Annotated in this window: 15 protein-coding genes; 10 read left to right on the plus strand and 5 right to left on the minus strand. The window is 71.3% G+C overall.

Annotated features, from left to right (window positions below):
• Nucleotides 1-215: 215 nt before the first annotated feature.
• The gene (gene proP, locus ACIGXX_RS12040; protein WP_399974984.1) at nucleotides 216-1676 is read left to right on the plus strand and encodes a glycine betaine/L-proline transporter ProP; all 1461 of its coding nucleotides are present in this window, start codon (nucleotides 216-218) and stop codon (nucleotides 1674-1676) included.
• 117 nt (nucleotides 1677-1793) lie between these two features.
• Here proP and ACIGXX_RS12045 read toward each other — a convergent pair whose 3' ends face one another.
• A complete protein-coding gene (locus ACIGXX_RS12045; RefSeq protein WP_351159933.1) occupies nucleotides 1794-2933 on the minus strand; it encodes a serpin family protein in 1140 nt (379 codons plus the stop codon).
• A gap of 134 nt (nucleotides 2934-3067) precedes the next feature.
• On the opposite strand from ACIGXX_RS12045, the gene ACIGXX_RS12050 reads away from it, so the two are divergent.
• Entirely contained in the window at nucleotides 3068-3736 is a 669-nt protein-coding gene (locus ACIGXX_RS12050; RefSeq protein WP_399974987.1) for an O-methyltransferase, read from the plus strand.
• A gap of 61 nt (nucleotides 3737-3797) precedes the next feature.
• Here ACIGXX_RS12050 and ACIGXX_RS12055 read toward each other — a convergent pair whose 3' ends face one another.
• Nucleotides 3798-4190, minus strand: coding sequence for a hypothetical protein (locus ACIGXX_RS12055; RefSeq protein WP_351159938.1), 393 nt, complete (start codon nucleotides 4188-4190; stop codon nucleotides 3798-3800).
• Nucleotides 4191-4317: 127 nt separating this feature from the next.
• Between ACIGXX_RS12055 and ACIGXX_RS12060 the strand changes: the two genes are divergently transcribed.
• The 4 genes from ACIGXX_RS12060 (at nucleotide 4318) to ACIGXX_RS12075 (ending at nucleotide 6433) form a co-directional block, all read left to right on the plus strand.
• Nucleotides 4318-4725 carry a DUF1992 domain-containing protein gene (locus ACIGXX_RS12060; RefSeq protein ID WP_361462685.1) on the plus strand — a complete coding sequence of 136 codons (408 nt, stop codon included), beginning with the start codon at nucleotides 4318-4320 and terminating at the stop codon, nucleotides 4723-4725.
• 31 nt (nucleotides 4726-4756) lie between these two features.
• Nucleotides 4757-5083, plus strand: coding sequence for an antibiotic biosynthesis monooxygenase (locus tag ACIGXX_RS12065; protein ID WP_351159944.1), 327 nt, complete (start codon nucleotides 4757-4759; stop codon nucleotides 5081-5083).
• 100 nt (nucleotides 5084-5183) lie between these two features.
• A complete protein-coding gene (locus tag ACIGXX_RS12070) occupies nucleotides 5184-5825 on the plus strand; it encodes a LysE family translocator (protein ID WP_351159946.1) in 642 nt (213 codons plus the stop codon).
• A gap of 59 nt (nucleotides 5826-5884) precedes the next feature.
• A complete protein-coding gene (locus tag ACIGXX_RS12075; protein ID WP_361462682.1) occupies nucleotides 5885-6433 on the plus strand; it encodes a GNAT family N-acetyltransferase in 549 nt (182 codons plus the stop codon).
• 39 nt (nucleotides 6434-6472) lie between these two features.
• Here ACIGXX_RS12075 and ACIGXX_RS12080 read toward each other — a convergent pair whose 3' ends face one another.
• Entirely contained in the window at nucleotides 6473-8542 is a 2070-nt protein-coding gene (locus ACIGXX_RS12080) for a DHA2 family efflux MFS transporter permease subunit (protein ID WP_399974993.1), read from the minus strand.
• Between the two features lie 133 nt (nucleotides 8543-8675).
• Between ACIGXX_RS12080 and ACIGXX_RS12085 the strand changes: the two genes are divergently transcribed.
• Nucleotides 8676-9683: a peptidoglycan-binding protein gene (locus tag ACIGXX_RS12085; protein ID WP_399974996.1), complete on the plus strand. Its 1008-nt coding sequence runs from the start codon at nucleotides 8676-8678 to the stop codon at nucleotides 9681-9683.
• A 312-nt stretch (nucleotides 9684-9995) separates the two neighbouring features.
• On the opposite strand, the gene ACIGXX_RS12090 is transcribed toward ACIGXX_RS12085, so the two are convergent.
• Nucleotides 9996-10661: an HAD-IA family hydrolase gene (locus ACIGXX_RS12090; RefSeq protein WP_361462675.1), complete on the minus strand. Its 666-nt coding sequence runs from the start codon at nucleotides 10659-10661 to the stop codon at nucleotides 9996-9998.
• A gap of 193 nt (nucleotides 10662-10854) precedes the next feature.
• Nucleotides 10855-11433 (minus strand): TMEM165/GDT1 family protein, encoded by a 579-nt coding sequence (locus ACIGXX_RS12095; protein ID WP_399974998.1) that lies wholly within the window; start codon nucleotides 11431-11433, stop codon nucleotides 10855-10857.
• 489 nt (nucleotides 11434-11922) lie between these two features.
• Between ACIGXX_RS12095 and ACIGXX_RS12100 the strand changes: the two genes are divergently transcribed.
• From ACIGXX_RS12100 to ACIGXX_RS12110, 3 genes are all read left to right on the plus strand, one after another.
• The gene (locus tag ACIGXX_RS12100) at nucleotides 11923-12570 is read left to right on the plus strand and encodes an HNH endonuclease family protein (protein ID WP_351159963.1); all 648 of its coding nucleotides are present in this window, start codon (nucleotides 11923-11925) and stop codon (nucleotides 12568-12570) included.
• 136 nt (nucleotides 12571-12706) lie between these two features.
• Entirely contained in the window at nucleotides 12707-14368 is a 1662-nt protein-coding gene (locus tag ACIGXX_RS12105; RefSeq protein ID WP_351159966.1) for an alkaline phosphatase D family protein, read from the plus strand.
• A gap of 247 nt (nucleotides 14369-14615) precedes the next feature.
• Nucleotides 14616-16586 carry an FAD/NAD(P)-binding protein gene (locus tag ACIGXX_RS12110; RefSeq protein WP_399975003.1) on the plus strand — a complete coding sequence of 657 codons (1971 nt, stop codon included), beginning with the start codon at nucleotides 14616-14618 and terminating at the stop codon, nucleotides 16584-16586.
• Nucleotides 16587-16612: the final 26 nt, after the last annotated feature.

A 16612-nucleotide genomic window follows, 5' to 3' on the forward strand; every position in this document is an offset into this window, starting at 1 on the left:
TTCCCCGGGCCGGGCGCGACATAGATCACAAGGGCGACTTCCCGCCACCGCCGGAAGCGGAACCATTTGCCCTGGATAGCGGCACATTCCGAACATTGCGCGGTTGACCGGACACCGTACGTAATGGTGCTGCCTACACCTATGGTCGCTTGCGGGCCGCCCCTCGCCGGGCGGCTCTGCCCTTGTCGTCAACCGAGAGGCAGGCGAGCGAACCCTTGCCGGCAGCCGCACCCGTCGCACCTGTAGCTCCGCGGACCCAGGCCCCTCCGTCGGCTGCGCCCGATCCGTCCGACGCGTCCGCGCAGGCGTCGGGGGAGGTCACCGTCGTCGACCCGGCGCTGGTCAAGCGGGCGGTGAAGGCGGCCGCGCTCGGCAACGCGATGGAGTGGTTCGACTTCGGCGTCTACAGCTACATCGCCGTGACGCTCGGCAAGGTCTTCTTCCCCTCGGGCGACCCCACCGCCCAGCTTCTCTCCACCTTCGGCGCCTTCGCGGCGGCGTTCCTGATCCGCCCGCTAGGCGGCATGGTCTTCGGCCCGCTCGGCGACCGCATCGGACGCCAGAAGGTCCTCGCCCTCACCATGATCATGATGGCGGCGGGCACCTTCGCGATCGGCCTGATCCCGTCCTACGCGACGATCGGCGTGGGAGCGCCGATCCTGCTCCTCCTGGCCCGCCTGGTGCAGGGCTTCTCGACGGGCGGCGAGTACGCGGGCGCGTCCACCTTCATCGCCGAGTACGCGCCCGACAAGAAGCGGGGTTTCCTGGGCAGTTGGCTGGAGTTCGGCACCCTCGCGGGCTACATCGGCGGCGCGGGCCTCGTCACCCTGATGACGGCGCTGCTCTCCTCGGAGGACCTGCTCTCCTGGGGCTGGCGCATCCCGTTCCTGATCGCGGGCCCGATGGGCCTGATCGGCCTGTACCTGCGGATGAAGCTGGAGGAGACCCCGGCGTTCGCGGCGGAGCTCGCCAAGGCGCACAAGGACGAGCAGTCCCGCCCGAAGATGCGCCTGCGCGAGATGGTCACCGGCCAGTGGAAGGCCCTGCTCCTCTGCATGGGCCTGGTCCTGGTCTTCAACGTCACGGACTACATGCTGCTGTCGTACATGCCGAGCTATCTGACGAGCGAGCTGAAGTACGACGAGACGCACGGGCTCCTGGTCGTGCTCGCCGTGATGGCGCTGATGATGTGCGTCCAGCCGTTCGCGGGCGCGCTGACGGACCGGGTGGGCCGCCGTCCGGTGATCGCGGCCGGCTGCGCGGGCTTCCTGCTCCTCTCGGTCCCCGCCCTGCTCCTGATCCGGGAGGGCTCGCTCTGGGCGATCGGCCTGGGCATGGCGGCACTGGGCCTGCTCCTGGTCTGCTTCACGTCGTCGATGCCGTCCACGCTCCCCGCCCTCTTCCCGACCAAGGTCCGCTACGGCTCCTTGTCGATCGGCTTCAACATCTCCGTATCGATCTTCGGCGGCACGACACCGCTGGTGGTGACGGCACTGATCGGGGCGACGGGAAACATGATGATGCCCGCGTACTACATGATGGCGGCGGCCGTGGTGGGCGGGATCGCGGTGTGGTTCATGAGCGAGAGCGCGGGCCGCGCGCTGCCGGGATCGCCACCCGCGGTGGAGCCAGGTTCCCCCGTCCCGGCGGGATCATCCAGCCCGTCCGGCGTTTGAGGACGAACTCGGCGAAGCCGGTGATGACGGTACGCAAGGCCCCCGCGCCGGAGCGGCCCGCGGCGGAGCCGCAATTGTCACAGCCGGGAAGGGGCGGGGTCGGGGAAGATCCCGCCCCTACCCCGGCACCCCAGCCTGCCAAGCCGTGAACAAGGGCACCTCCCCCGCCCCATCAAGCACCACCACCCCGAACGGCCGGTTGAAGGCGATCCACTCGATCCGCCGAGGGAGATACGCCCCGCCAGGAGCCATCGGCACGGCCGTGACCGCCGCCGCCTCGACCCCCTCCTCGGCAATCTTCACCACCGCCTCCTGCACCACCTGCGATATCGCGAGCCGCTCCGGCGACATCCCGGAGAAGTCGGCCCCCTCGCTCATCGCCCACCGCACCCCCAGCGCGGCCAGCTGCTCCGTGGCATCGATCCGCGTCCGCAAGGACATCCGCGGCACCGCCATGTTGATCTGCTCGGCGTCGATCCCGGTCCACCGCCCCTCCGGCGCCCAGGCGAGCGGCAGCACCTCGGCGGCCCCCGCCCCCGGCTCACCGAGCACGAACCGCACCCGGGCGGGCGCCCGCCCGCCCCGCGCCCGGCACTTCAGCTCGACGACGCTCGCACCGCCCACCGTCCAGGCGCAGTTCAGCGGAACGGGCCGGTGCATGGTGGGCACCCGGTGGCGCACGCCGAGCGCGTCCGTGAAGTCCTGATCGCGCGTGCCCGCCCCTTCGAAGGGGATCTCCCAACGCGCCTTCAACGCGAGCGCGTTCACGAGAACCAGCAGCACATCCGGGGTGATCACCACCGGCAGCCGCTCGATCAGACCGTCCGTCGCCTCCGCCACCCAGGCGTCGATGCCTGCCGGGTCCATCGGCCCGAACCCCACGTCCGGCAGCGCGTCGCGATGGGCGCGGTACACCGGGACCCGGCTCCACACCCGCGTGGCGACCGCCACCGCGTCCGTGCCCGCCAGCGCCCGCGCGGCTCCCGTGACCACACCGGCGGCCTCCTCGCCCGCGACGCCGAGCAACTCCCGCAGCTCCCCGGCGGTCTCCTCCCGCGCGCCCACCGCGACGGCGGCCAGCGCGAGCCACAGCCCGGCGGGCGAGCACACGAAGTCCCCCGCACCCGCGCCTTCGCCCGCGCTCCGGCCCTGCCCCCGCTCGTCCCCCGTCCCCGGCGAAGCCATCAGCGGCAGCCACCGATCGGCGAGCCCCCGGATCACCGAGGCGGGCAGCACCTGCCCAGTCCCGTACGTCATCTCAACCCCCGCAGCCCACAGCCCACGTCCCGCCATCACAGACCGACGACCCCAGTATGCGAGTCCCCACTGACAATCGACCCCCATCCCACTAACATCGTTAGCGAACCTAACGAACGCCCGGAAAGGCCCCCATGACCCAGCAGCAATGGACCGCGGTGGACACGTACTTCACCGATCTGCTCACCCCCGCCGACGAGGCCCTGACCGCCGCCCTGCACGACAGCGACGCCGCCGGCCTGCCGCAGATCAGCGTCGCGCCGAACCAGGGCAAGCTGCTCCAGCTCCTCGCCCAGATCCAGGGCGCGCACCGCATCCTCGAGATCGGCACCCTCGGCGGCTACAGCACGATCTGGCTGGCCCGCGCCCTGCCCGCGGACGGCCGCCTGGTCACCCTGGAGTACTCCCCGGTCCACGCCGACGTGGCCCGGGGCAACCTCGCCCGCGCAGGCCTCGACAAGCTCACCGAGGTCCGGGTGGGCCCGGCCCTCGACTCGCTGGCCGCACTCGCGGCCGAGGACGCGGCCCCCTTCGACCTGGTCTTCATCGACGCGGACAAGGCCAACAACCCGCACTACGTGGAGTGGTCGCTCAAGCTCACCGGCCCCGGCAGCCTGATCATCGTCGACAACGTCGTACGCGGCGGAGAAGTGGCCAACGCCGACAGCACCGAGCCCAGCGTGCAGGGCACCCGTAAGGCGCTCGAACTCATCGCCCGGCACCCGAAGTTGAGCGGCACGGCGCTGCAGACGGTGGGCACGAAGGGCTACGACGGCCTGGCACTGGCCCGCGTACTGGACTGAGCACCCCCCGGACGGATCACCCCGCCCAGGAGCCTCACTCCTCGGCCGCACCCCTCCGGCCTCACCCCTCCAGATAGAACCCGACATGCACGCTGCGAGGCCCGGCCCGGTCCCCGATGACGACGTCACCGGACCCGCCCCGGGCCAACGGCGCCGTCCCCCCGTACTCAAGAGGCTCCGCCGCCCCGTCCACCGTCAACCGCACCTGCGACGCGGGCTCGGGATGCGATCCGCGCAGCCAGGTGACGGTCCAGGCCCCGCCGGGCCCGCAGCGGAACTCCAGGTGGGTGCGCGACACGAACAGCCAGTCGTCGGGCGGCACCAGACGGCACGTGCCGGGATCGCGCCCCACCCGCAGCACGGACCCGGGTGCGCTCGGCGCGTCGGCCATGAGCATGCCCGCCGTCGCCCCCTCGTCCGCCCCGGACAACAACGCCATGGTCAGCTCCAGCACGTAACGCTCCCCCACTCTCCACGACCGGACGCGCACCCCCGGAGCGTGGCTCGCCCGCTCCGCACCGCGCCGCCGCATCCTAGAGCGCCCCTCGCACGAAAGCACGGGCCCTTGGAACAATGGACTCATGACCGAACGGAAGCCACCTGGAGTCAACTTCGAGTCGTGGATCGACAAGCAGATCCGTGAGGCGGAGGAGCGCGGCGACTTCGCCACCCTGCCGGGCCGCGGCAAGCCGCTGCCGGACGGCCTCGCCGACGCGTCGTACGACGAGCAGTGGTGGATCAAGCAGAAGATGGCCCGCGAGGGCCTCTCCCACCTCCCGCCGACCCTCGCCCTGCGCAAGGAGGCCGAGGACGTGCTCGCCGCCGCGCCCGATGCCCCCTCCGAGCGAGCGGCCCGACAGCTCGTGACGGACCTCAACGCCAAGATCCGCGAGTCCCTGCGCATGCCACCACCGGGCCCGCCCCTGGGCCTGAAGCCCTTCGACGTCGAAGAGGTGGCCCGCACCTGGCGCGAGCGCCACCCGGGCTGAGCACACGGGGGCCATGCGCGAGGATGGGCGCATGAGCATCGTGAAAATCAACGTCCTGACCGTGCCCGCCGAGCAGCGAGAGGTCCTGGAGCAGCGCTTCGCGTCCCGCGCCGGTGCCGTGGAGAACTCCGACGGCTTCGAGTGGTTCGAGCTGCTGCGCCCCATCGAGGGCACCGACGACTACCTGGTCTACACGCGGTGGCGTGACGAGGAGTCCTTCAAGGCGTGGATGGAGGGCCCCATGAAGTCGGCGCACCAGGGCGGTGGCGCGGGCGGCGGCGAGCGGCCGAAGCCCGCGTCCAGCAGCGCCGCCGTGTGGTCGTTCGAGGTCGTGCAGCAGGCCTCGCCCAAGAGCTAGGGCCAGAGCCAGAGCCGGCAGGCAGGGCGGCCGGGCGCGGGAAAGCGGTGCCGGGAAAAGCGGTACCGGCTCGCGCCTCCTCCGTGGTGCGATGGGGCCCATGATGTCCACCGACCGGATACTCGCCTTCGCGGCCATGTCGTTCCTGCTGATCGTGGTCCCCGGGCCCAGCGTCCTGTTCGTGGTCGGGCGGGCGCTGTCCCAGGGGCGCCGTGCCGCGCTGACCACGGTGGTGGGGAACACGATCGGCGCGTACGTCCTCGTCGTCGCCGTCGCGCTCGGCGTCGGGTCCGTGGTCGAGCGCTCGGTCCTCGTCTTCACCACGCTGAAGCTGCTTGGCGCCGCCTACCTGATCTGTCTCGGAGTCAAGGCCGTGCGCCAACGCGGCTCGCTGCACGCCGCGTTCGGCGGGGACGGGCCCGCGTCGCGCGGTGGGCTGCGCACGTTGTGGGAGGGGTTCGCGGTCGGCGTGGCCAACCCCAAGACCATCGTCTTCTTCGCCGCCGTGCTGCCGCAGTTCGTGGACCGGGCGCAGGGGCACGTCATGCTGCAGATGCTGGTGCTCGGGCTCGTCTTCAACGCCATCGCCGTGACGTGCGACAGCGTGTGGGGGCTGGTCGCGGCCACCGCGCGCGGCTGGTTCGCGCACTCGCCGCGGCGGCTCTCGATGATCGGCGGGGTCGGCGGGCTCACCATGATCGGACTCGGCGTCGGTGTCGCCGCCACCGGGCGCGAGGACTGAGCCGGGTCGCGGATTAATTCGCTTGTGGGGTGCGGTGGTTGCGTTCGCAGAATGACCCCATGAGCCATACCGAGACCAGCACCGCGGGGCCCGCCTCCTGGACGGTCGCCCCCGAAGCGGTCGACTCCCCTGCCGCCGCCGCGCTCTGGCGCGCGTACTACACGGAGGTGAGCGACCGGTACTACCTCCTCCATGAGGGGCGCAGGACCGAACCCGGGGAGCTGGAGCGCGAGATCGCGGCGGAGACCGGCGACGACCTCCGCGCGCCCACCGGCGTACTCCTTGTGGCCCGGTACGGGGGCGAGCCCGCCGGGACGGCCGGGGTACGGCTCATGGGCGACATGAAGGGCATCGACACCGCCGAGCTCAAGCGCGTCTTCCTCCGTGAGGACATGCGCGGCAAGGGCGGCGCCGCGCTTCTCCTCGCCGCCGCCGAGGACGCGGCCCGCGCGCTCGGTGCCGAGCGGCTCATCCTCGACACGCGCCTCGATCTGGTCGAGGCCAGGGCGCTCTACGCGCGGCACGGCTACGAGGAGAGCGAGCCGCTCACCGAGCGGATGTACGCCGAGTGCTGGTACGCCAAGAAGCTTGCGCCTGCGGCCGGTTGAGCCGCTCGGCGGCCCGCCCGAGCGGCGTTGCGGCGCCGCTCAGGCCGCAACGCCGCGCTGTGGTGGCCTGCCGTTGTGCGGCCGCTCGGCGTCGGAGCCGCACATCTCGGCGCCCAGTTCCTCGACGAGCTTGACCAGGTCGGTCGGCCGGTCGGGGCCCCACCAGTCGCCCAGCAGCTCCGACAGGGACTCCTCACGGGCCTTGGCCAGCTTGGCGACCGCCGCGCGCCCCTCGTCGGTCAGCGTCAGCCCCATGCCCTCGCGCCGGGCGAGGCGGCGCTCCTCGACCTGGCGGGACGCCGCCGTGATCACGGACAACGGCACGGTGCTGCGCTCGGCGAGCGTCGCCGGTTCGACGTGGCCGTGGCGGTGGATCCGCAGCAGGAGCCAGCTGGACGCGGGCAGCAGGTCGTAGCCCGCGCGCTCGGTGATGCGTACGTAGATCTCGCGGCGCCCCTCCCGCGTGCCGAGGACCGAGAGCGCCCTCGCCACCTCGTCGTACGACGAACGTTCGACGGGGTTGCTGGCGAGCGTCTGCGTCGGGTCGGGCGCCGTGACCGAGCCGCGCAGCTTGTCCTCGCGCAGGAACCAGGCGAGGACGAAGGCGACCAGGGCGACCGGAGCCGCGTAGAGGAAGACGTCCGTGATGGACGAGGCGTACGCGTGCACGACGCCGGGTTGCAGCGACGCCGGGAGTTCGGAGATGCCCCGCGGGTCGGCCTTCAGCGAGTCCGCGCTGACGCCGGGCGGCAGCTGCTGGCCCGCGACGGCGTCGGAGAGCTTGGTGACGAGCCGGTTGGCGAAGATCGTGCCGAAGATGGCGACACCGAACGAGGCGCCGATCGAGCGGAAGAACGTCGCGCCGGACGTGGCGACGCCCAGATCCCCGTACGGCACCGCGTTCTGCACGATGAGCACCAGGACCTGCATGACCAGGCCGAGCCCGAAGCCGAAGACGAAGAAGTAGGCGCTCATCTCGCCCGTGCCGCTGTTCTCGTTCAGCTGGTGGAGCAGGAGCAGGCCGATGGCAGTGACGCCGGTGCCCGCGACCGGGAAGACCTTCCAGCGGCCCGTACGGCTGACGATCTGGCCGGACCCGGTCGACGCGATCAGCATGCCGATGACCATCGGCAGCATGTGCACGCCCGACATGGTCGGCGAGACGCCCTGGACGACCTGGAGGAACGTCGGCAGGTAGGTCATCGCGCCGAACATCGCGAAGCCCACCACAAAGCTGATGATCGCCGAGAGCGTGAACGTCCTGACCCGGAACAGCTTCATCGGGATGACCGGTTCGGCCGCCCTGCGCTCGATGGCCACGAAGGCCACGGCGAGCACGACGCCGAGCACGGCGAGCGCGATGATCTGCGGCGACGTCCAGTCCCAGGTGGTGCCGCCGAGCGAGGCGACGAGGACGAGGCAGGTGGCGACGGCCGCGATGAGGAAGGTGCCGAGGTAGTCGATGGTGTGCTTCGTCGAGCGCACCGGGATGTGCAGGGCCGCGGCGATGACGACGAGCGCGACGACGCCGATGGGCAGGTTGATGTAGAAGACCCAGCGCCAGCTGAGGTGTTCGGTGAACAGGCCGCCGAGCAGCGGCCCCAGGACACTCGTCACACCGAAGACCGCACCGAACAGGCCCTGGTACTTGCCTCGTTCGCGCGGCGAGACGATGTCGCCGACGATCGCCATCGACAGGACCATCAGACCGCCGCCGCCGATGCCCTGAAGCGCGCGGAACCCGATGAGCTGCGGCATGTTCTGCGCCATGCCGCAGAGGGCCGAGCTGATCAGGAAGATCACGATGGCCAGCTGGAACAGCTTCTTGCGGCCGTACTGGTCGCCGAGCTTGCCCCAGAGCGGCGTCGCGGCCGTCGCCGCGAGCAGATAGGCGGTGACGACCCACGACAGGTGCTCCATGCCGCCGAGCTCGCTGACGATGGTGGGCAGCGCGGTCGAGACGATGGTCTGGTCGAGGGCGGCGAGCAGCATCCCCAGCAGCAGCGCGCCGATGGAGACCAGTACGCCGCCGTGCGCGTGCTCGTCCGGTGGCCCGGGGACGGGATCCGGCTCCGGCCCCACGGGGCGGGCGCTGACGTCCTGCGTCATGGACACCTCCTGAGGTCTCCCGCGTGTCCTGCGGGGCCTCTCCCTCTCCATCCTGGTCCGTGTGACCCGTTATGGCCTGTTGAAGCCAGGGTCTGCATAATCGCTGGAGTTCTCTAGGGGTGGGGTACGGCGAGTGAGCAGCACGGAAAGACGTCCGAGCGACGGCGGCGACGGCGGCCGGGACGGTCGGCGATGTCCTGAATGCGGTACGTCGCGGGAGCCGGGCAGCGCGCCCGCCTGTGGCTGTACGGAGCGGGCCGCCGATGCGGCACAGGACGCGAGGTCCGCGGACGCCGCCGCGGCGGAGGACTTCGATCCGCTGCGGATACGTCCGTACGTGACGCTGCCGGAGCCCGGCCCCGCGACGGCTGAGCCCGAGCCGGGACCGGCTCCCGCGCTCGCTCTCCCGCCGGAGACGGTGGCTCCACCGCGGTCGGCGGACGTGGGCCTGTTCGCTGCGGGAAGCGCGTCGGACGGGGCTCCGCCCCCTCGGCCGTACGACGACGCGTTGTACGACGACGTGCCCTACGACGACGGATCGGAGCCGCGGCGCGGTCGTACGGGCCTGTACGCGGGGGTGGGCGCGGCGGTGGCGGTGGTGGCCGTCGCGGTGCTCGCGACGCTCCTGCTGGCGCCTGACAGGCCGCACCGGGACGAGGCGCTGCCGGACGCGCCGACGCGGGCGGTGGACGCCCCGTCCGACTCCGCGACGGGGGCGGAGTCGAAGGCTCCCCCGTCACGCTCTCCGTCCCAGCCCTCGTCCTCGTCGACGCCGGACAAGACGACCCGGCCGCCGACCCCCTCCCCGTCGTCTTCCCCGTCCGGCACGGCGTCGGCCGAGCAGCGGACCACCCCGCCGCCGAGCCGCTCGACGGCACGGGCAACGGGTTCGGTGGAGCCGGCGCCCCCGACGACGGACGGAGTCCTGAGCCGCGGCGACAAGGGCCCGGAGGTCAAGGAACTCCAGCAACGCCTGCAACAGCTGTACCTGTACATGGGCGAACCCAACGGCATGTACAACGCCCCGGTCGCAGACGCGGTGGCCCGCTTCCAGTACGCCCGAGGAACACAGCGGGACGGAGAGGGCGTCTACGGAGCGAGGACGAGGGCAGCCCTGGAAGCGGAAACAACAGAGCCGTAAGGACAGCGACACCCACCCCACGCGCCCCCGTTGTGGGCAGGCGTCCGCACGGCAACCCCCACCCCACCCGCCCCCGCTGTGGGCAGGCGTTCCACAGGACAACCCCCACCCACGCGCCCCCGCTGTAGTCAGGCGTTCCGCACGGCAACCCCCACCCCACCCGCCCCCGTTGTGGGCAGGCGTTCCGCAGGGCGGAACGGGTGGGCACAACGCCGAAGCTGCGGGGGCACGAAAAGACAAGGCGCCCAGCACCGCAAAGGTGCAAGGCGCCACAAGGCAAGTGAGAGCCCTCAGCCAAAAATCAGCCGAAGGTCAACCCAAGGTCAGCCGAAGCGCCCCGTCCCCATCGGGGACAACGCTGACCTGCGTCAGGTCGGCAACATGCACGGTAGGCCCGAACTCCCCGGCCCGAGGGCCGACCCCGACCACCCGCATACCCGCGGCGCGCCCCGCGGCGATCCCGGCCCCGGAGTCCTCGAAGACGACACAGTCGGCGGGATCGAACCCCAGTTCGGCAGCCCCCTTGAGGAACCCCTCGGGATCAGGCTTGCTCGCCCCCACGTTCTCCGCGGTGACCCGCACAGCCGGCAGCGGCAGCCCGGCCGCGGCCATCCGCCCCGTGGACAGCGGCACGTCCGCGGACGTCACGAGCGCATGCGGCAGCCCCTCCAGCGACGCCAGGAAGGCCTCGGCCCCCGGCACGGGAACGACGCCCTCCATGTCCGCGGTCTCCGCGGCCAGCATCTCGCGGTTCTCCGCGTAGTTCTCCTCCATGGCCCGCTCCGGAAGGAGCACCGCCATCGACGCGTACCCCTGCCGCCCGTGGACGACCTTGATGACCTCGTCGAAGTCGAGCCCGTACCGCTCGGACCAGCGTCGCCAGCAGCGCTCGACCACCGCGTCGGAGTTGACGAGGGTTCCGTCCATGTCCAGGAGGAGGGCCCGCGCGGTCAGAACAGAGGCAGTCTCAGCCGTCATCGACGTACTCCAGAGCACAGGGGGATTCCGCAGAGGAAGAATCAAGGCAGCCCCGCCCGCCGGTCAGGGAACACGGGCGGAGCCACTTTGTTCCTCCACGATACAAAAAGGTGTCACCAGACGCCAGCACCGCAGGTCACACCCCCGGCAGGGCCTCCGGCGAAAGCCCGCCCAAGGCCCCCGGTCAGACCCCTCAGGCGATCGCCTCGCACAGGCTCCACACACCGAGCCCCAGCATCAGCAGCGCCGCGATCTTGGTGATGAGCGACAGCGGAACCCGCTTCATCAGCGCCTTTCCGCCGACGATCCCGAGCCCGGCGACCGCCCACAGCGCCAGCACGGCGCCCAGACCCACGGAGAGCGGGTCGTCGTACCGCGCGGCCAGGTTCGCGGTCATGATCTGCGTCAGGTCACCGAACTCGGCGACCAGGATCAGCATGAAGCCCGCGCCGGAGACCTTCCAGAAGCTCTGATCCTTGGGCTCGCGGACCTCTTCCTCGTCGTCGCCGCCCTTCAGGAGCAGCATCGCCGCACCGCCGAGGAAGAGGACGCCGGTGAGGGCGTGCAGCAATTGTTGCGGTAGGAGCGTCAGCACGCTGCCCGCCGCCACGGCGAGCACGACATGGACGACGAAGGCGGCCGCGACCCCGACGAAGACGTACGAGGCGCGGTAGCGCGTCCCGAGGACGAGCCCGGCCAGCGCTGTCTTGTCCGGGAGTTCGGCAAGGAAGACGACGCCGAAGACGAGCGCCATCACGCTGATGCTGATCAAGGTTCCTCAATCGGTCGGGGCTGCCCCACCGAGAGCAATCTGTACATCACGTACGACACCTCGGCACGGCAGCGCACACAGACGTACACGGTCATGTACGTCGGGCACTGCTTGCCGAAGGTCTCGCTGGCCTGCCACGTCGACGACGGGGCCTGCCTCCGGGCGCCGGCTCAGCGAGCTGAGCAGTATGTCGACGGTCCGGCGAAGAGCTACTCCCCTTCTGCGCCATCCATCGTACGGGACGTCCGCACACCCCCGACCAGGGCCTTTCGACCCCCCGGGAAAGTGATCCAGGCCACACGCCGGGGTCCTGTCGGCACCCCGCGGCCAACTCCCGCACAGATGACCGGACATGACACGGCGCCAGAACCCTTGAACTGACCACCTGATTGACGCGACCCTGTCACCTGACGCACATCCGCAGGAAACCCCACCGCGTCAACATGGCCGCCCCAACGGTCAACATCCCCCCACGACAAGGGAGTTCGTATGTCCGCTGTCTACGCGCGTCGACGCCTCGCCACTCTCACCGCCCTGACCGCCCTCGCCTCCGGGGCGGCCCTCCTCACCGGCGCCCCCGCCCAGGCCGCTCCCCCGGCACCCGTCTCCGCCGCCACCGCCCGCACCTACCTGGGCCAGCTCACGGAGAAGGCCGAGGGCTCCTCCGACGGCTACAGCCGGGAGAAGTTCCCGCACTGGAAGACCCAGTCCGGCACCTGCAACACCCGCGAGGTCGTCCTCAAGCGCGACGGCACGAACGTCCAGCAGGACTCCAGCTGCGCGGCCACGTCGGGCACCTGGAAATCCCCGTACGACGGCGGCACCTGGACCGCCGCGTCCGACGTCGACATCGACCACGTCGTGCCGCTCTCCGAGGCCTGGAAGTCCGGCGCGAGCGGCTGGACCACCGCCCAGCGGGAAGGTTTCGCCAACGACCTCAGCCGCCCCCAGCTGATCGCGGTCACCGACAACGTCAACCAGAGCAAGGGCGACCAGGACCCGGCCGAGTGGATGCCGCCCACCGCGTCGTACCACTGCTACTACGCCCGGATGTGGGTGGACGTGAAGCACCACTACAACCTCGCGGTGAACCCGGAGGAGAAGACGAAGCTGTCCGCCGTCCTCAACGGCTGCTGAGACCATCGGCCCCAAGTGCACCGAGAACCCCGGGCGCACTGAGGTCACGGGCCGGTAACCAGCAGGAATCCCCGGAACCTCCCCACTGGCCTCCGTCGTTCCGTACCGTACGGGGCGACGGAGGAGAGTGATCATCGTGGCACGGCTGCGCCTGGGTCCACTGCTGAGGTACGTCGACGGTTCGACGGCGACGGTCTGGGTCGAGGCCGACCGCCCGTGCACCGCCGAAGTGCGGTGCGCCGACGGCGCCAAGGGCACGGCGAACACGTTCCAGATCGCGGGCCACCACTACGCGCTCATCCCGGTCACCGGGCTGCGCCCGGGTACCGAGACCGCGTACGAGGTGCGGCTCGGCGACAGCGGCGGCCCCGTGTGGCCGCTGCCGGACTCGCCCTTCCCGCCGAGCACCATCCGCACGCCGGGCGAGGACGACGGCGAGGCGCTGCGCGTCACCTTCGGGTCCTGCCGCTGGGCGGCTCCGCCGAGCGACGAGCACGACCCCGTGGGTCCCGACGCCCTGGACACCCTCGCCGCCAGGATCGCCACCGGCACGGCCGCCGACCGCCCCGACGTCCTGCTCCTCCTGGGCGACCAGGTGTACGCGGACAACACGTCCGAGGCGACGCGACGCTGGCTCGCGGCCCGCCGGAACCTGAACGACCCGCCGGGCGACCAGGTCGCGGACTATGAGGAGTACACCCACCTCTACTACGAGTCGTGGCTCGACCCCGAGGTGCGGTGGCTGCTCTCCACCGTGCCCAGTTGCATGATCTTCGACGATCACGACGTCATCGATGATTGGAACACCAGTGCGTCCTGGCTGGCCGAGATGCGCGCGACGCCCTGGTGGCGCGAGCGCATCCTGAGCGGCCTGATGTCGTACTGGGTCTACCAGCACCTCGGGAACGTGCCGCCGGCCGACCTCGAACGGGACGAGCTGTACGCCGCGGTGCGCGCGGCCCCGGACGGCACGGACCTGCTGCGCGCCTTCGCCTCCGCGTCGGATGCCGATCCCAGGGCGACCCGGTGGAGCTACCGCAGGGACTTCGGCCGCGTACGCCTGCTCATGGTCGACACCCGGGCCGCGCGCGTCCTGGACGAGCAGAACCGCGCGATGGTCGACCCGGACGAGGCCCGCTGGCTGCGCGAGCAGGCACTCGACGGCGCGGACGGCGGGGGCGGCGGCTACGACCACCTTCTGATCGGCACGTCGCTGCCCTGGCTCCTTCCGCACCTCATCCATGACGCCGAGGGCTGGAACGCCGCGCTGTGCCGCGGCGAGCGCGGCGAGCGCTGGGCCCGCTTCGGCGAGAACCTGCGCAGGCGCTCGGACCTGGAGCACTGGGCGGCGTTCCCCGCGTCCTTCGACGCGCTGACCGACCTGATCGCCGAGGTGGGCACGGGCGAGGGCGCCCCGGCGACGGTGTGCGTGCTCTCCGGGGACGTCCACCACGCGTACATCGCGGAACCCACCTGGCCGCGCGGCGGCGGCCCCGACGCCCGCGTCCTGCAGCTGACGTGCTCCCCCGTCCACAACTCCATTCCTACGTCGATAAAGCTGGGCTTCCACTTCGGCTGGAGCAAGGCGGGCCGGGCCCTGGGCCGCCGCTTCGTGCGGCACGGACGGACAGCGCGGGCCGCCATCAACTGGCGCAAAACGGGTGGGCCTTGGTTCGGCAACCAGCTGATGACGCTGACGCTGCGGGGCCGTTCGGCGGTCGTGCGGCTCGATCAGGCGCAGGTGGTGAAGGGCGTGGGCGTGCGGCTCGCGACGACGCAGGAGTCCCGGCTGTCGTGAGCCGGCCGTCCGCACCGGGAGGAGTCGCGGCCCTCCGCGCCCGCGGCGCCCGACTCGCACTCCCCCTTAATTCCCATAGCCCCGCAAAGGCGACCAGCGCGCCCGCAGGCATCACGTGACACAGGCCACACACGTCTGGTGATCCTCTGCCATGGGGTTCGACTTCGTGGCTTCCGACGGCATGATGAGGCGGACCGTCCGCTTCCATCACCCCCACAGACCCCTCCTATGCCCGGGAGTCACCCTCTTGTCCGCACCATCCGCAGCGACCGCACCGGAACATGACGTTGCAGTCGCCGTCGTCGGCGCGGGGCCCCGCGGCACGAGTGTCCTGGAGCGCCTCTGTGCCTCGGCGGCCGAACTGCTGCCGCCGGAGGCACGGCTGACGGTCCACGTCGTCGACCCCTCCCCACCGGGTCCCGGACGCGTCTGGCGGACCGCCCAGCCGTCCGAGCTGCTCATGAACACGGTCGCCTCGCAGGTGACCCTCTTCACCGACGAGAGCGTCGACTGCGCCGGGCCGATCAGGCCGGGTCCGAGCCTGTACGCATGGGCGGCCACCGGGCACGCGCCGGAGCTCGGCCCGGACGACTACCCGACGCGCGCCTGTTACGGCCGCTATCTGGAGTGGGTCTTCGCCGAGGTCCTGCACCGCGCCCCGGGAACGGTCCGGGTCGAGGTGCACGCGGCGCGCGCCGTGCGCCTCGACGGCCCCGAGGGCGGCGCCCAGTCCCTCGTACTCGACGACGGCCGTGAACTCGCCGGGCTCGGCGCCGTCGTCCTCGCGCAGGGCCACCTCCCCACGCTGAGCGACGCGGGGCAGGAGCACCTCGCCGCGCACGCAGCACGGCACGGCCTGCGCCACATACCGCCGGCCAACCCCGCCGACGTCGACCTGTCGGCCGTCGCCCCCGGCGAACGCGTCCTGCTGCGCGGCCTGGGCCTGAACTTCTTCGACCACATGGCGCTCTTGACGCAGGGCCGCGGCGGACGCTTCACCCCGGCACCGGGAGGCGGTCTGCGCTATCGGCCCTCGGGGCACGAGCCGAAGCTGTACGCGGGATCGCGGCGCGGCGTCCCCTACCAGGCGCGCGGCGACAACGCGAAGGGCGCGTACGGACGGCACGAGCCGCTCGTCCTGACCCCCGACGTCATAGCCCGCTTCCGCAAGCGCGCGGACAGCGGTGACGCGCCGGACTTCCTCGACGAGATATGGCCGCTGGTCGCGAAGGAGGTGGAGACGGTCTACTACACGGCCCTGGTCCAACCCGCCGAGCGGGCCACGGACTTCCGGGACGCCTTCCTCGCCGCGCCGCACCGCGGCCCTCAAGAGGCCCTGATCCTGGACGAGTTCGAGATCCCCGAGGCCGCGCGCTGGTCCTGGGACCGGCTGGCGCGGCCCTACTCCGGCCGTACGTTCCGCTCCCCGGCCGACTTCCGCGCCTGGCTGCTCGCGTATCTGCGCGAGGACACCGCGCAGGCCGCGCTCGGCAACGTGGCGAGCCCGCTGAAGTCCGCCCTGGACGTGCTGCGCGACCTGCGCAACGAACTCCGCCTGATCCTCGACCACGGCGGCCTGGCCGGGATGTCACGCCGCGAGCATCTGGACCGCTGGTACACGCCGCTGAACGCCTTCCTGTCGATCGGGCCGCCCCGGCGCCGCATCGAGGAGATGACGGCGCTGATCGAGGCGGGCGTCGTGGAGGTACTCGGCCCGCGTCTCGACGTACGGCCCACCGCGGACGGCAGGTACCTCGCGCACTCGCCCGACGTACCGGGGTCGGATGTGTCCGTCACCACAGTCGTCGAGGCCCGCCTCCCCGAACCGGACGTGCGGCGCACCGCGGACGAGTTGCTCGGGCAGCTCCTGCGGACGGGCCAGTGCCGCGCCCACGTCGTCGACGGCTACGAAACCGGAGGCCTCGACGTCACCCCACGCCCCTATCACTTGATTGACCGTCAGGGTCGTTTGCACGCACGGAGGTTCGCGTTCGGAGTGCCCACGGAGGGCGTGCACTGGGTGACGGCCGCGGGCGCACGGCCGGGCGTCGACTCGGTGACCTTGTCGGACGCGGACGCGGTGGCGCGTGCCGTGCTGCGGACGGCGGCGGGAACGGCGGGAGCACCGGAGATCCACTCCGCAAGCGGAGCGATCGCGTCAACGAGGGAAGCGGAATCACCCGAACGGCCAGATGTTGAACTTGCAAGTATTGATTAGGTTCCCCTAACCTTGGGCCTCCGCTC

The sequence above is a fragment of the Streptomyces sp. NPDC055243 genome, assembly GCF_044544025.1.
In the GTDB taxonomy this organism is placed as follows: Bacteria; Actinomycetota; Actinomycetes; order Streptomycetales; family Streptomycetaceae; genus Streptomyces.

Bases quoted from the DNA above. Each gene is read 5' to 3' on its own strand.
- ACIGXX_RS12065 (WP_351159944.1), top strand. From the start codon at position 4,757: ATGAGCATCGTGAAAATCAACGTCCTGACCGTGCCCGCCGAGCAGCGA.
- ACIGXX_RS12100 (WP_351159963.1), top strand. From the start codon at position 11,923: ATGTCCGCTGTCTACGCGCGTCGACGCCTCGCCACTCTCACCGCCCTG.
- ACIGXX_RS12090 (WP_361462675.1), bottom strand. From the start codon at position 10,661: ATGACGGCTGAGACTGCCTCTGTTCTGACCGCGCGGGCCCTCCTCCTG.
- ACIGXX_RS12050 (WP_399974987.1), top strand. From the start codon at position 3,068: ATGACCCAGCAGCAATGGACCGCGGTGGACACGTACTTCACCGATCTG.
- ACIGXX_RS12080 (WP_399974993.1), bottom strand. From the start codon at position 8,542: ATGACGCAGGACGTCAGCGCCCGCCCCGTGGGGCCGGAGCCGGATCCC.
- ACIGXX_RS12070 (WP_351159946.1), top strand. From the start codon at position 5,184: ATGATGTCCACCGACCGGATACTCGCCTTCGCGGCCATGTCGTTCCTG.
- ACIGXX_RS12075 (WP_361462682.1), top strand. From the start codon at position 5,885: ATGAGCCATACCGAGACCAGCACCGCGGGGCCCGCCTCCTGGACGGTC.
- ACIGXX_RS12060 (WP_361462685.1), top strand. From the start codon at position 4,318: ATGACCGAACGGAAGCCACCTGGAGTCAACTTCGAGTCGTGGATCGAC.
- ACIGXX_RS12045 (WP_351159933.1), bottom strand. From the start codon at position 2,933: ATGACGTACGGGACTGGGCAGGTGCTGCCCGCCTCGGTGATCCGGGGG.